The organism is Marinovum sp. E3, from assembly GCF_055755275.1.
Genome location: NZ_CM146908.1, coordinates 595812 through 610048, shown reverse-complemented (window position 1 = coordinate 610048; position 14237 = coordinate 595812). Strand labels below are relative to the sequence as shown.

The following is a 14237-nucleotide window of genomic DNA, read 5'->3' as shown; positions in this document are numbered from 1 at the left end:
TTAACCTTATGAGGCCACGGTTGGCTTGGCGTCTTTCGCCGCCGACATAGATTAGAAGGAGCACGAATAAAGTGCCTTCATTCTCGAATACGCTTGAACAGGCGATCCACGCGGCCCTGGCCCTGGCCAACAGCCGCTCGCATGAATTCGCAACGCTGGAGCATCTGCTTCTGGCGCTGATCGACGAACCCGACGCGACGCGGGTGATGAAAGCCTGCTCGGTCGACACCGAGGAGCTGCGCACCAAGCTGGTGGAATATGTCGACACCGACCTGTCGAACCTGGTGACCGACATCGAAGGATCCGAGGCGGTGCCGACGGCGGCCTTCCAGCGGGTGATCCAGCGCGCCGCGATCCATGTCCAGAGCTCGGGCCGCACCGAGGTGACCGGCGCCAACGTGCTGGTGGCAATCTTTGCAGAGCGCGAGTCCAACGCCGCCTATTTCCTGCAAGAGCAGGACATGACGCGCTATGACGCGGTGAATTTCATCGCCCATGGTGTCGCCAAGGATCCCGCCTACGGCGAGGCCCGGCCGGTGACCGGCGCCCAGGACATGGACGACGACCAGCAAACCACCGACAGCACTCCCGAGGCCGACCAGAAGGAAAGCGCGCTTGGCAAATACTGCGTCGACCTGAACGAAAAGGCCCGCCTTGGCGATGTCGATCCGCTGATCGGCCGCGAGAGCGAGGTCGAGCGCTGCATCCAGGTGCTCTGCCGCCGGCGCAAGAACAACCCGCTTCTGGTGGGCGATCCGGGCGTCGGCAAGACCGCCATCGCGGAAGGTCTGGCGCGCAAGATCGAGGCCGGCGAAACCCCCGAGGTGCTTGCCGGCACCACGATCTATTCGCTCGACATGGGCGCGCTCCTGGCCGGCACCCGCTATCGCGGCGATTTCGAGGAACGGCTCAAGGCGGTGGTCAACGAGCTTGAGGAACATCCCAACGCGGTGCTCTTCATCGACGAGATCCACACCGTGATCGGCGCCGGCGCCACCTCCGGCGGGGCGATGGATGCCTCCAACCTGCTGAAGCCCGCGCTTCAGGGCGGCAAGCTGCGCACCATGGGCTCGACCACCTACAAGGAGTTCCGCCAGCACTTCGAGAAAGACCGCGCGCTGGCCCGCCGGTTCCAGAAGATCGACGTGGTGGAGCCTTCGGTCGAGGATTCGGTCAAGATCCTCAAGGGGTTGAAGCCCTATTTCGAGGACCACCACCACATCAAGTACACCGCTGACGCAATCAAGACCGCGGTGGAGCTCTCGGCGCGCTACATCACCGACCGGAAACTGCCCGACAAGGCCATCGACGTTATCGACGAGGCCGGCGCGGCGCAGCATCTGATCGTCGAGAGCCGCCGTCGCAAGACCATCGGTACCAAGGAGATCGAGGATGTCGTCGCCAAGATCGCGCGCATCCCGCCGAAAAACGTCTCCAAGGACGATGCCGAGGTGCTCAAGGATCTGGAAACCAGCCTGAAGCGCGTGGTCTTTGGTCAGGATGATGCCATCGTGGCGCTCTCTTCGGCGATCAAGCTGGCCCGCGCCGGCCTGCGCGAACCGGAGAAGCCGATCGGCAACTACCTGTTTGCGGGCCCCACCGGCGTCGGCAAGACCGAGGTGGCCAAACAGCTCGCCGATACGCTGGGCGTCGAACTGCTGCGTTTCGACATGTCGGAATACATGGAGAAACACGCGGTCTCGCGTCTGATCGGCGCGCCTCCGGGCTATGTCGGCTTTGACCAGGGCGGCCAGTTGACCGATGGCGTCGATCAGCACCCGCATTGCGTGCTGCTGCTGGACGAGATGGAAAAGGCGCACCCGGATGTCTACAACATCCTGCTCCAGGTGATGGACCACGGCACATTGACCGACCACAACGGCCGGACAGTGGATTTCCGCAACGTGATCCTGATCATGACCTCGAACGCCGGTGCCCAGGAACAGGCAAAGGCCGCCATCGGCTTTGGCCGCGACCGCCGCGAGGGCGAGGATACCGCCGCCATCGAGCGCACCTTCACGCCCGAGTTCCGCAACCGGCTCGACGCTGTCATCAGCTTCAAGCCGCTGCCGAAATCGGTGATCGCGCAGGTGGTCGAGAAGTTCGTGCTGCAACTCGAAGCGCAGCTGATGGACCGCAATGTCACCATCGAGCTGACCAAACCGGCGGCCGAATGGCTGGGTGAGAAAGGCTATGACGACAAGATGGGTGCCCGCCCGCTGGCCCGCGTCATCCAGGAACACATCAAGAAGCCGCTGGCCGAAGAGCTTCTGTTCGGCAAGCTGGCCAAGGGCGGCGTCGTCCGCGTGGCGATCAAGGACGGCAAGATCGACCTGCAAATGAGCGGGCCGGACAATCCGCGCCTCGCCGGGAAAAAACCGCCGCTTCTGACGGCGGAATGATCCGCAGGCTCTGCGCCTGCCTTCTGGGCTCGGCCTCCCTCGCGGCGGCTGAGCCCTTTTCTTTGGACTTCCCGGTGGACTGCACCCTGGGCGAGACCTGCTACATCCAGCAATATGTCGATCACTATCCCGGCCCCGGCGCGCGGGATTTCACCTGTCAGGGGCTGAGTTACGACGGCCACAAGGGCACCGACATCGCCCTGCCCACGCTTGCGGCCATGGCCCAGGGCGTGCGCGTGCGCGCCGCCGCCCCGGGCGTGGTGCGCGCACGCCGCGACGGGGTGGCCGACCGGCTGCACGACGGCCGTGATCTGGCGGGCAAGGACTGCGGCAACGGGGTTGCCATCCGGCATGCCGATGGCTGGGAAACCCAATATTGCCACATGCGCCAGGGCACCGTCGCGGTCACCCAGGGCCAAGAGGTCGCGGCCGGCACGGTGCTGGGCGAGATCGGGCTCAGCGGCCGCACCCAGTTTCCGCATCTGCACATGACCCTGCGCCGGAACGGCACGGTGATCGATCCCTTTGCACCCGAGAACGCCGACAGTTGCGGCAGCGGCGCCACGCTCTGGCTGGACCCGCCCGCCTATCGCCCCGGCGGCCTCCTGTCGCTCGGCTTTGCGGCGCAGGTGCCCGATCTGGCGGCGGTGACCGAGGGCAGCGCCGATGACACACCGCCACGCCGCGACACCGCGCTGGTGGGCTATGGCCATGCCTTCGGGGCGCGCGCCGGCGATGTCCTGCGGATCGTCATCGACGGGCCCGAAGGCCGGGTGATCGCCCATGACGCGCCAATCGAGAAGCCGCAGGCGACGCTGTTTCGCGCCGCCGGTCGCAAGGCGCAGGCCGGCGGCTGGCCGGCCGGCGACTACCGGCTGACGGTGACGCTGCGGCGCGGCGCGGACCCGCTGGAAACCCGCGCCACCACGCTCACCCTGCGTTAACCGACCCGGAGGCCTTCGAGCATCTCCAGTTCCACCCGCGGAAACCCGAGGGCTCCGAAGTCGCGCGGATGCGTCAGGAAGGGAAAGAGCGACATGAAAAGCCGCTGCGCATTCTCGCCCATGCGTCCCACGGCGCCGCTGCCGGGGTGATAGCTCTCGACCTCGAGCCCCCCGGCCTGGACCGCCGCATGCCGGTCGAGCATCAGGTGATAGATCTTGACCGCGCTTGGCGGCGTCACCTTGAAGACGCTCACCCCGTCGATGAAATCCTGCACCGGCGTCAGCACATGGCCCTCGCCGGTGGCGGCACGGAACTGCGGCGGGTTGTGCAGGATCGCGGCACCCGGCCCCAGCACGACGTCGCTGCCGGGCCGGCCGACGCCAAAGGCCTCGGCGGTGACGCGGATCAACCCGTCAAGCATGCTGCCCGGCAGCGCCTGACCGGGCATGATCGCCGCCGAACCGATCCAGCGCACCCGCTGTGGCCCCTGGGAAGACTGCACCATGTCGCCGGGCAGCAGATCCTCGATCGCCACCGGCCCGTTCGGCGTGGCCAGCACGGTGCCGCGGGCAAAACCCGACACCGCGCGCTCGAAGACTTCGGTCTGCGGCACGGCAAAGCTCTGTTCCTGGATGGAGAAATCGGCGTTGAGCGCGGCCACTTCCATGCGCCGCATCATCGGCAGGTCGCGTCGGGGCCGGTCACCGGCGCGGGCAAAGCGTTGGACTGCCGTAACCGGCATGCGCTCTGTGGCGGAGAGGCGCCGCTGATGCGGCAAAAGGGGACTCGTCATGATATGCTCCCAGAGTGTGGGTCACATCCGCGCCGGCCCCCACCGACAACGACAGACGGACTGATTGCGTCTAGTCAACGAGATCAAAGAAGCAGAATTCCGTCGATCCGTCAAAATCTTGCATCGATTGGGCGGCCCTGGCAGGCCAATCCCGGCGAATGCGGCTGGATTGTCGTGGCTGCGAAAACCGGCCTGCCACAATTCTGCACGCTGGCGAATCGGAGCGGACATCAGCCAAAAGCCGCGCCCTCGGCAAGGGGCACGGCTTGTCACGTGGGGGACTTGGCGTGGCTGTCAGGCGCTCTTGCGCAGCGGGGCCGCTTGCTTGCGGCGCGCGATCGCCGCGGCGCGGCGGGTGCCGCGGGCAAAGGGCAGCTCGGCCTTGGACTGTTGCGCACGCTGAACGGCGGATTGGATAAACCGGGTTTTCATATTGCATTCCTCGATCTGATCCGCGGCAGAAAGAGCCGCGCTGTCCCCGACAGTATGCACGCGGTTTTCGGCAGGCGTGCGGCAGGATGAATGATTTCTGGTTAATTCCGCCCGGCCGCAGGCTGGAAAATCGGCGGCGCGTCAAACTGCATTTTATACAAATTTTTCATAAACTTAAACGGAACTTCCGCATCCCGCACCCGGGCAATGTGGCAAGGACAAGGCAGCCCCCTGCCCCGCCCGTGCCGCAATCACAGTCGGATCGCCGAAATCAGCCGGCCGTAATCGGCCTCGCCGGCATGCACCGAGCGGCGGTAGGAATAGAACCGGTCGGCATCGCCATAGGTGCAGTGGCGCAGCCATTCGGCCTCGCCCACCCCGGCCATGCGCAGCCGATAAAGGCCGAACCCCGGCAGATCGAACAGATAGCGGTCGCCCTTGCCCTGGCCGAAAAAGCGTGCGCTTTGCGGGTCTTCGGCCATGAAATCCTCGACGAACTCGGGCCCGACCTCATAGGCGCTTTGCGAGATCGTGGGCCCGATCACCGCATGCACGTCCTCGCGCGCGGCGCCCAGGGCCTCCATCGCGTCCAGCGTCGCCTCGAGCACGCCGTCGAGCGCACCGCGCCAGCCGGCATGGGCGGCGCCGATCACGCCGGCCCGGACATCGGCAAACAGCACCGGCTGGCAATCCGCGCTCAGCACGCCCAGCGCCAGGCCCGGCGTCGCCGTCACCATCGCATCGGCGCGCGGCGGCGTGTCAAACGGCGTATCGACCGGCACGGCGGTGGCGGAATGCACCTGATGCACTGTCACCAGGCTTTGCGCCGCCAGTCCGAGGCTGGCGGCGACCCGGCTGCGATTGATCGCCACGATCTCGGATTGATCCGAGGAGCCCTGGCCGCAGTTCAGCCCGTGAAACACACCCGAAGAGGCGCCACCGCGGCGGGTAAAGAACCCGTGCCTGACCGGGGCCAAAAGATCGGATGTGAGGATTTCCAGCGTCATAGGTCCAATCCGGGTATCGGCGGGGCGCCTTCGGGCAGCAGCCCCAGAATTTTGAAGAGCGTCCCCATTTCCTCGGGGTGCGTCAACCGCCGATGTGCGGCGACATGGCTCTCGAGCGCGGCACCTTGCAGGGCACCGGCCAATTGCTGCGCGCGCGGCGTGATGCCCAGCCGTTCGAGAAACACCCCCTGCGGGGTCAGGCGGGTATGGGCACAGCCGGCGGCGGCGGCGATGGCCTCGAAATCCACATGGGTGGTGAGATCGGCCTCGCCCGGGCTGGCCAGCGGATCGACGCGCCGGTGCGCCTTCAGCGCCTGCAAGGTATCACCCAGCGACCGCCAATCGCCGTAATCCACGATCAGCGCCGCACCGCCGTGATCGGCGATCCGCTGGCCGATGGCCTGCGCGATCACCGGCAGACCCGGCGCCAGCTCGACGACATCGCCCTCGCCGGTATCTGCCAGCCGATGGGCCAGCGCCGGAACCGCCGTCGGTTCGGTCCGCCCCAGCACCAGCGCGCCGTCGCGGGCGCCGACCCGACGCTCGCACCAGCCCGCACCTTGGCGTTCGAACTGCCGCACCGGCAGCGCGTCGAAGAATTCGTTCGCGACCAGCCAGAGCGGTGCCTGCGGTAGCGCATCGACATGGTCGGCCCAGGCCACCGCATGGCCTTGCAACGCCGCCTTCTGCCGGTCGCGCAGCAGCGGCGATGCCTCGACCAGCATGACCTGCGCGGCCTCGAGAAAGCCCGGCACGCGGCGTCCGGCCCGCAGGATATCCGCCATCAACGTGCCCCGCCCCGGCCCCAGCTCGGCCAGGGTGAACGCCGGCCGCCCCTGATCGATCCAGGCCTGCGCCAGCGCCAGGCCGATGAGTTCGCCGAACATCTGGCTGATCTCGGGCGCGGTGGTGAAATCGCCCGCCGCCCCCAGCGGATCGCGCGCGGTATAGACCCCGTGATCGGGGTGCATCAGGCAGGTGGCCATGTAGTCGGCCAGTGAAATCGGCCCCTCGGCCGCGATGCGCTCCAGAAGGATCGGCGCAAGTGCACTCATGCCGGGCGTTTCCGCAGCACCAACCAGAGCCCCACGACGATCATCGGCAGCGACAGAAGCTGCCCCATGGTCAGCCCCCAGCCGCCGACGTGCCAGGCCAGCCCCAGCGGGTTGCCCGGGCTGACGAATTGTTCATCCGGCTGGCGAAAGAATTCGACAAAGAAACGCGCCGCGCCGTAACCGGCAAAGAACATCGCGGCAATCCGCCCCGGCGTCTTGAGCCAGCCGCGCGCCAGCGCCAGCCAGAGCAGCAGCACGCCAAGCAGCACGCCCTCGAGCCCGGCTTCATAAAGCTGGCTCGGGTGCCGGCCGCACAGTTCGCCCGCCGGCTGGCCGCAATCCTGCGCCGCCGTGCCGGGGAAGGCCACCGCCCAGGGCAGATCGGTCGGACGGCCCCAAAGCTCGGCGTTCACGAAATTCGCCAACCGGCCGAAGAGCAGCCCCGGCCAGGTGCCCAGCGCCATCATGTCGGCCATCGGCAGGCGTTCAACATTGTTGCGGGCGCTCCAGATCCAGGCCGCGAGGATGACCCCGAGAAGCCCGCCATGGAAGGACATGCCGCCCTGCCAGATCATCAGGATCTCGCCCGGATTGGCGAGGTAGTAGCCCGGCTGATAGAACAGCACAAAGCCCAGCCGCCCGCCCAGGATGATGCCGAGGATGATCCAGGTCATCAGGTCCTCGAGCTGCGCCGGCGTCATCGGCGGGCTGTCGTTGCGCCACAGCGTCGGGCGTTTCAGCAGCCGCACAGCCAGCACCCAGCCAAGCACGATCCCGGCGATATAGGCCAGCGCATACCAGCGCAGAGCAAAGCTCATGCCAAAGAGATCGACCGAGAAGATCTCGGGGCTGAGCGGGGGGAATGGGATGACCGATGACATGACGCTCCTTTGCCTTTCGCTTTTGCCGAGGTCAACCTTGTCGCCCGCCTCCGGGGCCGCCATATAGTAACCAAATGTAACGGAGAGACCCCATGCAGAGCCGGAACAAGGTATTCGACGACCTGTCGCAACTGATGACTAACGCAATGGGCGTGGCTCAGGGCGCCAGGACCGAGGCGGAAACCGCGATGAAATCGATGATGGACCGCTGGCTGGCGGATCGCGATTTTGTGACCCGCGAAGAGTTCGATGCGGTGCGCGGCATGGCCCAGAAGGCCCGCGAGGAAAACGAGCTGCTCAAGGCGCGGCTCGACAAGCTCGAGCGCAAGGACGGCTGACGACGTCCTGTCAGACAATCGAAGTGCGGAGGCCGGGCCAATCGCCCGGCCTTTTTCTTTGCAACCGGCGCGCTAGCTATCGAACAGAGCCGGCTGTCTGTTTGCATCACGGCTGCACAACAAATAGGCTCTGCGGCGCAGCGCAGGGCCACTTGGCCCGTGCTGGCCGAAGGCGCCAACCAGGTTCCCGGTGATCCAAGACAAACACCGCGCAACACGGAGGGAAGAAAATGTTCAAGAAAATCATGGTGCCCGTCGACCTGACGCACCGCGAAAAGCTGACGCATTCGCTTCAATGTGCGGCCGATCTCGCCAAGCTCTACGAGGCCAGCCTGGTTTATGTCGGAGTAACCTCCGGCGTACCGTCCTCGGTGGCGCACAACCCGGCGGAATACCAAGAAAAACTCGCCGACTTTGCCAAAGACAAGGCGGCATCGCTTGGGATCTCTTCCGAGGCACACACAAAAATGGCGCATGACCCGGCGACCGAGATCGACGACGCGCTGCTCGAGGCCGCCGAAGAGATCGGCGCCGACCTCATCGTGATGCAAAGCCATGTGCCCGGACTGATGGAATACGTCTGGCCTTCGAACGGCGGCAAGGTCGCCGAACACGCGAAATGCTCGGTCCTGCTGGTGCGCGGCTGATCCGCTCAGCCCGGCCCCGGCCCGGAACCGACACTACAAGGGGACTGTCCAATGACAGACATAAACACCGATCAGGGTATCCCCGCGCCAGAGGGCGCGGCGGATATCATCGAAACCGATTACGAGATCGGGCAGGACAATATCGAGACCAAAATGGGCCCGATCGGCCTCGATATCCACAATCCTGTCTTTCTGATCTCGGGCCTCTCCATCGTCGCCTTTGTGGCCTACGCCCTGGTGGCGCCGGGTCAGGCCGGTGAGTTCTTTGGCTGGCTGCGCCCGGCGCTGACCTCCAACTTCGACTGGTTCTTCCTCTGGTCGGCCAATATCTTCGTGCTTTTCTGCCTGTTCCTGATCGTCTCGCCCTGGGGCTCGGTGCGGCTTGGCGGCCGGGACGCCACGCCCGATTATGGCTATCCGGGATGGTTCGCCATGCTCTTTGCCGCCGGCATGGGCATCGGCCTGATGTTCTTTGGCGTGCTCGAGCCGGTCTATTACTTCGGCACCCCCTGGGGCGACGAGCCGCTGGGCGTGGTGCGGCCCTTTACCGAGGACGGCGCCCTGATCGAGGAAAACGTCGCCGAAGCGCGCCGCATGGCCCTGGCCGCCACCTCCTATCACTGGGCACTGCACCCCTGGGCAATCTATGCCGTGGTGGCGCTGGCCCTGGCGCTCTTTACCTACAACAAGGGCCTGCCGCTCACCATCCGCTCGGCCTTCTACCCGATCTTTGGCGAACGGGTCTGGGGCTGGACCGGCCATATCATCGACACCCTGGCCGTCTTTGCCACGCTCTTCGGCCTCGCCACCTCGCTGGGCTTTGGCGCGCAGCAGGCGAACGCCGGGCTGGAATATGTCTACGGCCTGCCCAACAGCATCACCGTGCAGGTGATCCTGATCATCGCGATCACCGCGGTGGCGCTGATCTCGGTGCTGCGCGGGCTTGACGGCGGCGTCAAGGTGCTCTCCGAGATCAACATGGTGATTGCCCTGCTGCTGCTGGTCTTTGTGCTTGTCGCAGCCGGCGCCGGCACCATCCTGTCGGAATTCGGCCGTGGCATCCTCGCCTATTTCCAGGAGGTCATTCCGCTGTCCAACCCGCATGGCCGTGAAGACACCGGCTACATGCAGGGCTGGACCGCCTTCTACTGGGCCTGGTGGATTTCCTGGTCCCCCTTCGTCGGCATGTTCATCGCCCGGGTCAGCCGTGGCCGCACGGTGCGCGAATTCGTCACCTGTGTGCTGATCATCCCGTCTTTCGTCTGCCTTCTGTGGATGGCGGTGTTCGGCGGCGCGGCCATCGAACAGGTCATCGCCGACCCCGCGGGCAGCGCCGTCAAGGCGCAGGTGATCGACAGCTACAACCCGCCCCTGTCGCTGTTTGCGATGCTCGAAGGCCTGCCCTTTGCCGCCATTACCTCGACCATCGGCATCATTCTGGTGATCGTCTTCTTCGTCACCTCGTCCGACAGCGGCTCGCTGGTGATCGATACGATCACCGCCGGCGGCAAGGTCGATGCGCCGATGCCGCAACGGGTGTTCTGGTGCACCTTCGAAGGGCTGGTGGCGATTGCGCTGCTGATCGGCGGCGGGCTCGGCGCGCTTCAGGCGATGGTGATCTCGACCGGGTTGCCCTTCACGGTGATCCTGCTGCTGATCTGCGTGGCCATCATCAAGGGCCTGAGAGCCGAACCGCGCGGCTGATCGCCGCCTGTTGCAAGCCCCGGCGTGACCGGGGCCGATGCGCCCCCGCAGGAACCTGCGGGGGCGTTCTTGTTTCCGCGTCGAAATCCGCGACACACCGCGCAGGCCGGGGTTATCAACACCGACAGGTCAGTCTGTGCATTCTTTTAGTACCCAATGGCATTCCATCCACAACTTATTGCGGGTGTCACCGAAATATCGCTTTACTTGAGACAGGCCTCCCGTCACCATATCAAGTAGGGGCAGCGGAAAAGCCCACCGCCCCTAGAGCAGGCACCTAGCGCTTGGGGCGCTGCCACCCCCTCGCGCTACCAAAACAAAGAGGTGGCGCATGGCACTTTCCGAGCAATACCTGGAGGACGATCTCCACCCGATCGACATCGTCGAACATATCGCCGACCACAACGATTGGGATTTCGACCGCATCCACGATGACCAGATCGCCATGGCGGTCGAAGGCCAGTGGCGGACCTATTCCATCACCCTGGCCTGGTCGGCCTATGACGAGACGCTGCGGCTGATTTGCAGCTTCGAGATGGAGCCGCCCGAGGACAAGACCCCGCAGCTTTGCGAGGCGATCAACGCGATCAACGACCAATGCTGGGCCGGCGCCTTCACCTGGTGGGGCGAGAACCAGCTGATGGTCTATCGCTACGGCTTGGTACTGGCCGGCGGACAGGTCGCCAGCCCGGAACAGATCGACACGATGATCAGCGCCGCGGTGATGAGCGCCGAGCGCTATTACCCGGCCCTGCAACTGGTGGTCTGGGGTGATCGCAGCCCGAAAGAGGCGCTTCAGGTTGCCATTGCAGAGGCCTACGGCCGCGCGTAACACTCGCCCCCGAATGCAAGGACAGGAGGGGGCAATGACCTCAGAGGATCTGGCCGAACGCGGCTTGGTGTTGTTGGGCTGCGGCAAGATGGGATCGGCGATGCTGCAAGGGTGGCTGACCGATGGCCTGCCCGCCACGTCGGTGCATGTGATCGATCCCTATCCGTCCGACTGGTTGCAGGCCCAGGGCGTCCATATCAACGCCGAGCTGCCCGCCGCACCCGCCATCGTGCTGATCGCCGTCAAGCCGCAGATGATGGGCGACGCCCTGCCCGCGATCAAGGCCATGGCCACCGGCAAGACGCTGTTTGTCTCGGTCGCCGCAGGCGTCACCCTGGCGACCTATGAAGAGATGCTGGGCGCCGACAATCCGATCATCCGCGCCATGCCCAACACCCCTGCCGCCGTCGGTCGCGGCATCACCGCGCTGATCGGCAACCGCAAGGTCTCCGAAGCGCAGATGGTCCTGGCCGAAAGCCTGTTGCAGGCGGTGGGTCAGACCGTGCGGCTCGACGACGAAGGCCAGATGGACGCGGTGACCGGCGTCTCCGGCTCCGGTCCGGCCTATGTCTTTCACCTGATCGAGACTCTGGCCGCCGCCGGCGAGGCCCAGGGCCTGCCGGCCGAGCTGGCGATGAAACTGGCGCGCGCCACGGTCGGCGGTGCCGGCGTGCTGGCCGAAGCGGCCGAGGAAAGCCCGGCACAGCTGCGCAAGAACGTGACCTCGCCCAATGGTACCACCCAGGCCGCGCTCGAGGTGCTGATGGACGCAGAGACCGGTTTTCCGCCCTTGCTCGCGCGCGCCGTCGCGGCAGCAACCACCCGTTCGAAGGAGTTGAGCGATGGCTGAAATCAGTTTCGACGATTTCCTCAAGGTCGACATCCGCGCCGGCACCGTGCTGCGCGCCGAACCCTTTCCCGAGGCGCGCAAGCCGGCGTTCAAGCTCTGGATCGATTTCGGCCCCGAGATCGGCGAAAAGAAGACCTCGGCGCAGATCACCGATCATTACGCGCCGGACGCCCTCGTCGGGCGGCAGGTCATGGCGGTGGTCAACTTCCCGCCGCGCCAGATCGGGCCTTTCATGTCCGAGGTGCTGACCCTCGGTCTCAGCGACGACACCGGCGGCATCATCCTGCTCGCCCCCGACCAACCGGTCGCCAACGGCCAGCGGATGCACTGAGCTCAGAGGCGCCACCGCCCCGGCCTTGGCGCCGGGGCCTCACGGCGGCGGCCCGGAAGGCGGATGAGGGATGAGGCCCCGGATCAGGTCCGGGGCGGGAAGCAGCGTAGGGCGGCGTCTCAGCGCGCCTTGACCACCTGCAACAGCGGCATCACGTCCGACATGTCCGGCCCGCGCTCCATGCCGGTCAGCGCCTTGCGGAGCGGCATGAAGAGCCCCCGGCCCTTGCGCCCGGTGGCGGCTTTCACCGCGCCGGTCCAGTCGCCCCAGGTCTCGCCGTCGAACGGGCCCTCGGGCAGCAGCGCCATGGCCTCGGCCACAAAGGCCGCGTCTTCCTCGGCGATCACCGGCTCGGCGCCGTCGCGGAACATCTCCCACCAGGCTTTCAGCTCGCCCTTGGTCGAGATATTCTCCCGCGTCACCGTCCAGAAGCGCTCGGCCAGGGCATCGGGCACGCCCAGCGCCCGGATGTCTTCGGCGACATCGGCATAGGCCAGCGTCTGAAGGAACCGGCCGGTCAGCGGATAGAGGTCCTGCTCGTCGAACTTGGTCGGCGCCGAGCCGAATTTCGACAGGTCGAAGCCCTCGATCAGCTCGGCCATCTCGGTGCGAAGCTCCACCGGGTCGGAGGAGCCCAGCCGCGCCATCAGCGACAGCAGCGCCATCGGCTCCACCCCGCGCGCGCGCAGGTCACGCAGGCTCAGCGTGCCGAGACGTTTCGACAGCGCCTCGCCCTGCGGCCCGGTCAGAAGCGAATGGTGGGCGAACTCCGGCGGCGTGCCGCCCAGCGCCTCGATGATCTGGATCTGCGTCGCGGTATTGGTCACATGGTCCGAACCGCGCACCACATGGGTCACCCCCATCTCGGTGTCATCCACCACCGACGCCAGGGTATAGAGCATCTGCCCGTCCTGCCGGATCAGCACCGGGTCCGAGACCGAGGCGGCATCGATCGAGATCGGCCCGAGAATGCCGTCGGTCCATTCGATCCGTTCCTGATCGAGCTTGAAGCGCCAGACCCCCTGGCCGCGCTCTTCCCTCAGCCGGTCCCTGTCGGTCTCCGACAGCGCCAGCGCCGCGCGGTCATAGACCGGCGGCTTGCCCATGTTGAGCTGTTTCTTGCGCTTGAGGTCGAGTTCGGTGGGCGTCTCGAACGCCTCGTAGAACCGGCCTTTCTGGCGCAGCGTCTCGGCGGCGGCCTCGTAGCGGTCAAGCCGTTCGGATTGCCGTTCCACCCGGTCCCAGGTCAGGCCCAGCCATTCCAGATCCTGCTTGATGGCGTCGACATATTCCTCTTTCGAGCGCTCGGGATCGGTGTCGTCGATGCGCAGGATGAAGGTGCCGCCAGCCTTGCGCGCGATCAGCCAGTTGAACAGCGCGGTGCGCAGGTTGCCGATGTGGATATAGCCGGTGGGCGACGGGGCGAAACGGGTGGTGGTCATGGGGGTCTCCTGTTGGCTGAGCCTTTCCCATGATCCGCCGCGCTTGTCCAGCTTTCCCGCCCGCGCCACACCGCCCCCGGGAGGAACAGGTCAGCCGCGCAGCCATCCCGCCTCAGGTTGTCTCAGCTCGGCTCCACCGGCCAATGCCCCTGTAGATCCCGCAGCCCGGCGCCGATCAGTTCGCCCAGGACCGCCAAGTCGATATCCGCCAGCTTGTTGACATAGAGGCAGGAAACCCCGGTCCTGTGCTTGCCCAGCCGCGCCAGGATGTCGCCGAAATCGGCATAACCCGGCATGATGTAGATCGACAGGGCGGTCTTGCGCGGGGCAAAGCCGGTGGCCAGGAAATCGCCCGCGCGGCCGCTGTCGTAGACATAGTGGTAGCGGCCATAGCCGATGATGCTCGCGCCCCACATCTGCGGCTGAAAACCGGTCACCTCGCGAAACAGCGCATCCAGCGCCCGGGCATCGGCGCGCCGGCGCTCCGGGTGCACCTTTGCCAGAAATTCGCGCACCGAGGCGCCGGTCGGTTGCGTCTTGTTCTCGGCCTTGGCCATTCCGCCTCCCTTCCCGTCACG

General features: G+C 65.9%; 15 protein-coding genes. 8 read left to right on the top strand and 7 right to left on the bottom strand.

Features of this window, described 5'->3' with window-relative positions:
* Positions 1 to 71 precede the first annotated feature (71 nt).
* Positions 72 to 2402, top strand: a complete 2331-nt coding sequence (gene clpA, locus AC0J5K_RS02985) for an ATP-dependent Clp protease ATP-binding subunit ClpA (RefSeq protein WP_274565675.1) — start codon at positions 72 to 74, stop codon at positions 2400 to 2402.
* The gene (locus tag AC0J5K_RS02980; RefSeq protein WP_274565676.1) at positions 2399 to 3346 is read left to right on the top strand and encodes a M23 family metallopeptidase; all 948 of its coding nucleotides are present in this window, start codon (positions 2399 to 2401) and stop codon (positions 3344 to 3346) included. Before clpA ends, AC0J5K_RS02980 begins: the two co-directional genes overlap by 4 nt.
* On the opposite strand, the gene AC0J5K_RS02975 is transcribed toward AC0J5K_RS02980, so the two are convergent.
* The 5 genes from AC0J5K_RS02975 to lgt form a co-directional block, all read right to left on the bottom strand.
* Positions 3343 to 4140 (bottom strand): Hint domain-containing protein, encoded by a 798-nt coding sequence (locus AC0J5K_RS02975; RefSeq protein WP_274565677.1) that lies wholly within the window; start codon positions 4138 to 4140, stop codon positions 3343 to 3345. The genes AC0J5K_RS02980 and AC0J5K_RS02975 overlap by 4 nt on opposite strands.
* Positions 4141 to 4434: 294 nt before the next feature.
* On the bottom strand, positions 4435 to 4572 hold the full coding sequence (locus AC0J5K_RS02970; protein ID WP_158499006.1) for a hypothetical protein: 138 nt from the start codon (positions 4570 to 4572) through the stop codon (positions 4435 to 4437).
* A 251-nt stretch (positions 4573 to 4823) separates the two neighbouring features.
* Positions 4824 to 5579 carry a peptidoglycan editing factor PgeF gene (gene pgeF / locus AC0J5K_RS02965; RefSeq protein WP_274565678.1) on the bottom strand — a complete coding sequence of 252 codons (756 nt, stop codon included), beginning with the start codon at positions 5577 to 5579 and terminating at the stop codon, positions 4824 to 4826.
* Positions 5576 to 6634: a class I SAM-dependent methyltransferase gene (locus AC0J5K_RS02960; RefSeq protein ID WP_274565679.1), complete on the bottom strand. Its 1059-nt coding sequence runs from the start codon at positions 6632 to 6634 to the stop codon at positions 5576 to 5578. The genes pgeF and AC0J5K_RS02960 overlap by 4 nt, the downstream gene beginning before the upstream one ends.
* On the bottom strand, positions 6631 to 7515 hold the full coding sequence (gene lgt, locus AC0J5K_RS02955) for a prolipoprotein diacylglyceryl transferase (protein WP_274565680.1): 885 nt from the start codon (positions 7513 to 7515) through the stop codon (positions 6631 to 6633). The genes AC0J5K_RS02960 and lgt overlap by 4 nt, the downstream gene beginning before the upstream one ends.
* A gap of 92 nt (positions 7516 to 7607) precedes the next feature.
* Here lgt and AC0J5K_RS02950 point away from each other — a divergent pair, with 92 nt between their 5' ends.
* From AC0J5K_RS02950 to AC0J5K_RS02925, 6 genes are all read left to right on the top strand, one after another.
* Positions 7608 to 7853, top strand: a complete 246-nt coding sequence (locus tag AC0J5K_RS02950; protein ID WP_048529805.1) for an accessory factor UbiK family protein — start codon at positions 7608 to 7610, stop codon at positions 7851 to 7853.
* Positions 7854 to 8083: 230 nt separating this feature from the next.
* Complete coding sequence (locus tag AC0J5K_RS02945) at positions 8084 to 8500, top strand: universal stress protein (protein ID WP_074834326.1); 417 nt, start codon at positions 8084 to 8086, stop codon at positions 8498 to 8500.
* A gap of 51 nt (positions 8501 to 8551) precedes the next feature.
* Positions 8552 to 10204 (top strand): BCCT family transporter, encoded by a 1653-nt coding sequence (locus AC0J5K_RS02940; RefSeq protein ID WP_048529802.1) that lies wholly within the window; start codon positions 8552 to 8554, stop codon positions 10202 to 10204.
* A gap of 331 nt (positions 10205 to 10535) precedes the next feature.
* The gene (locus AC0J5K_RS02935) at positions 10536 to 11036 is read left to right on the top strand and encodes a type III secretion system chaperone family protein (RefSeq protein ID WP_048529801.1); all 501 of its coding nucleotides are present in this window, start codon (positions 10536 to 10538) and stop codon (positions 11034 to 11036) included.
* Between the two features lie 34 nt (positions 11037 to 11070).
* Complete coding sequence (proC, locus tag AC0J5K_RS02930) at positions 11071 to 11886, top strand: pyrroline-5-carboxylate reductase (protein ID WP_274565681.1); 816 nt, start codon at positions 11071 to 11073, stop codon at positions 11884 to 11886.
* Entirely contained in the window at positions 11879 to 12217 is a 339-nt protein-coding gene (locus tag AC0J5K_RS02925; RefSeq protein ID WP_048529799.1) for a tRNA-binding protein, read from the top strand. The genes proC and AC0J5K_RS02925 overlap by 8 nt, the downstream gene beginning before the upstream one ends.
* Before the next feature lie 119 nt (positions 12218 to 12336).
* Here the strand turns inward: AC0J5K_RS02925 and gltX are convergent, their stop codons facing one another.
* Together gltX and AC0J5K_RS02915 are read right to left on the bottom strand one after the other, a co-directional pair.
* Entirely contained in the window at positions 12337 to 13659 is a 1323-nt protein-coding gene (gltX, locus tag AC0J5K_RS02920; RefSeq protein WP_074834321.1) for a glutamate--tRNA ligase, read from the bottom strand.
* A gap of 122 nt (positions 13660 to 13781) precedes the next feature.
* Complete coding sequence (locus AC0J5K_RS02915; protein ID WP_274565682.1) at positions 13782 to 14216, bottom strand: DUF1801 domain-containing protein; 435 nt, start codon at positions 14214 to 14216, stop codon at positions 13782 to 13784.
* Between the last annotated feature and the right edge of the window lie 21 nt (positions 14217 to 14237).

Coding starts and splice junctions, on each gene's coding strand:
- AC0J5K_RS02940 (WP_048529802.1), top strand. CDS start 8,552: ATGACAGACATAAACACCGATCAGGGTATCCCCGCGCCAGAGGGCGCG.
- AC0J5K_RS02950 (WP_048529805.1), top strand. CDS start 7,608: ATGCAGAGCCGGAACAAGGTATTCGACGACCTGTCGCAACTGATGACT.
- AC0J5K_RS02915 (WP_274565682.1), bottom strand. CDS start 14,216: ATGGCCAAGGCCGAGAACAAGACGCAACCGACCGGCGCCTCGGTGCGC.
- AC0J5K_RS02970 (WP_158499006.1), bottom strand. CDS start 4,572: ATGAAAACCCGGTTTATCCAATCCGCCGTTCAGCGTGCGCAACAGTCC.
- AC0J5K_RS02980 (WP_274565676.1), top strand. CDS start 2,399: ATGATCCGCAGGCTCTGCGCCTGCCTTCTGGGCTCGGCCTCCCTCGCG.
- proC (WP_274565681.1), top strand. CDS start 11,071: ATGACCTCAGAGGATCTGGCCGAACGCGGCTTGGTGTTGTTGGGCTGC.
- AC0J5K_RS02925 (WP_048529799.1), top strand. CDS start 11,879: ATGGCTGAAATCAGTTTCGACGATTTCCTCAAGGTCGACATCCGCGCC.
- AC0J5K_RS02945 (WP_074834326.1), top strand. CDS start 8,084: ATGTTCAAGAAAATCATGGTGCCCGTCGACCTGACGCACCGCGAAAAG.
- pgeF (WP_274565678.1), bottom strand. CDS start 5,579: ATGACGCTGGAAATCCTCACATCCGATCTTTTGGCCCCGGTCAGGCAC.
- AC0J5K_RS02935 (WP_048529801.1), top strand. CDS start 10,536: ATGGCACTTTCCGAGCAATACCTGGAGGACGATCTCCACCCGATCGAC.
- lgt (WP_274565680.1), bottom strand. CDS start 7,515: ATGTCATCGGTCATCCCATTCCCCCCGCTCAGCCCCGAGATCTTCTCG.
- gltX (WP_074834321.1), bottom strand. CDS start 13,659: ATGACCACCACCCGTTTCGCCCCGTCGCCCACCGGCTATATCCACATC.
- AC0J5K_RS02960 (WP_274565679.1), bottom strand. CDS start 6,634: ATGAGTGCACTTGCGCCGATCCTTCTGGAGCGCATCGCGGCCGAGGGG.
- AC0J5K_RS02975 (WP_274565677.1), bottom strand. CDS start 4,140: ATGACGAGTCCCCTTTTGCCGCATCAGCGGCGCCTCTCCGCCACAGAG.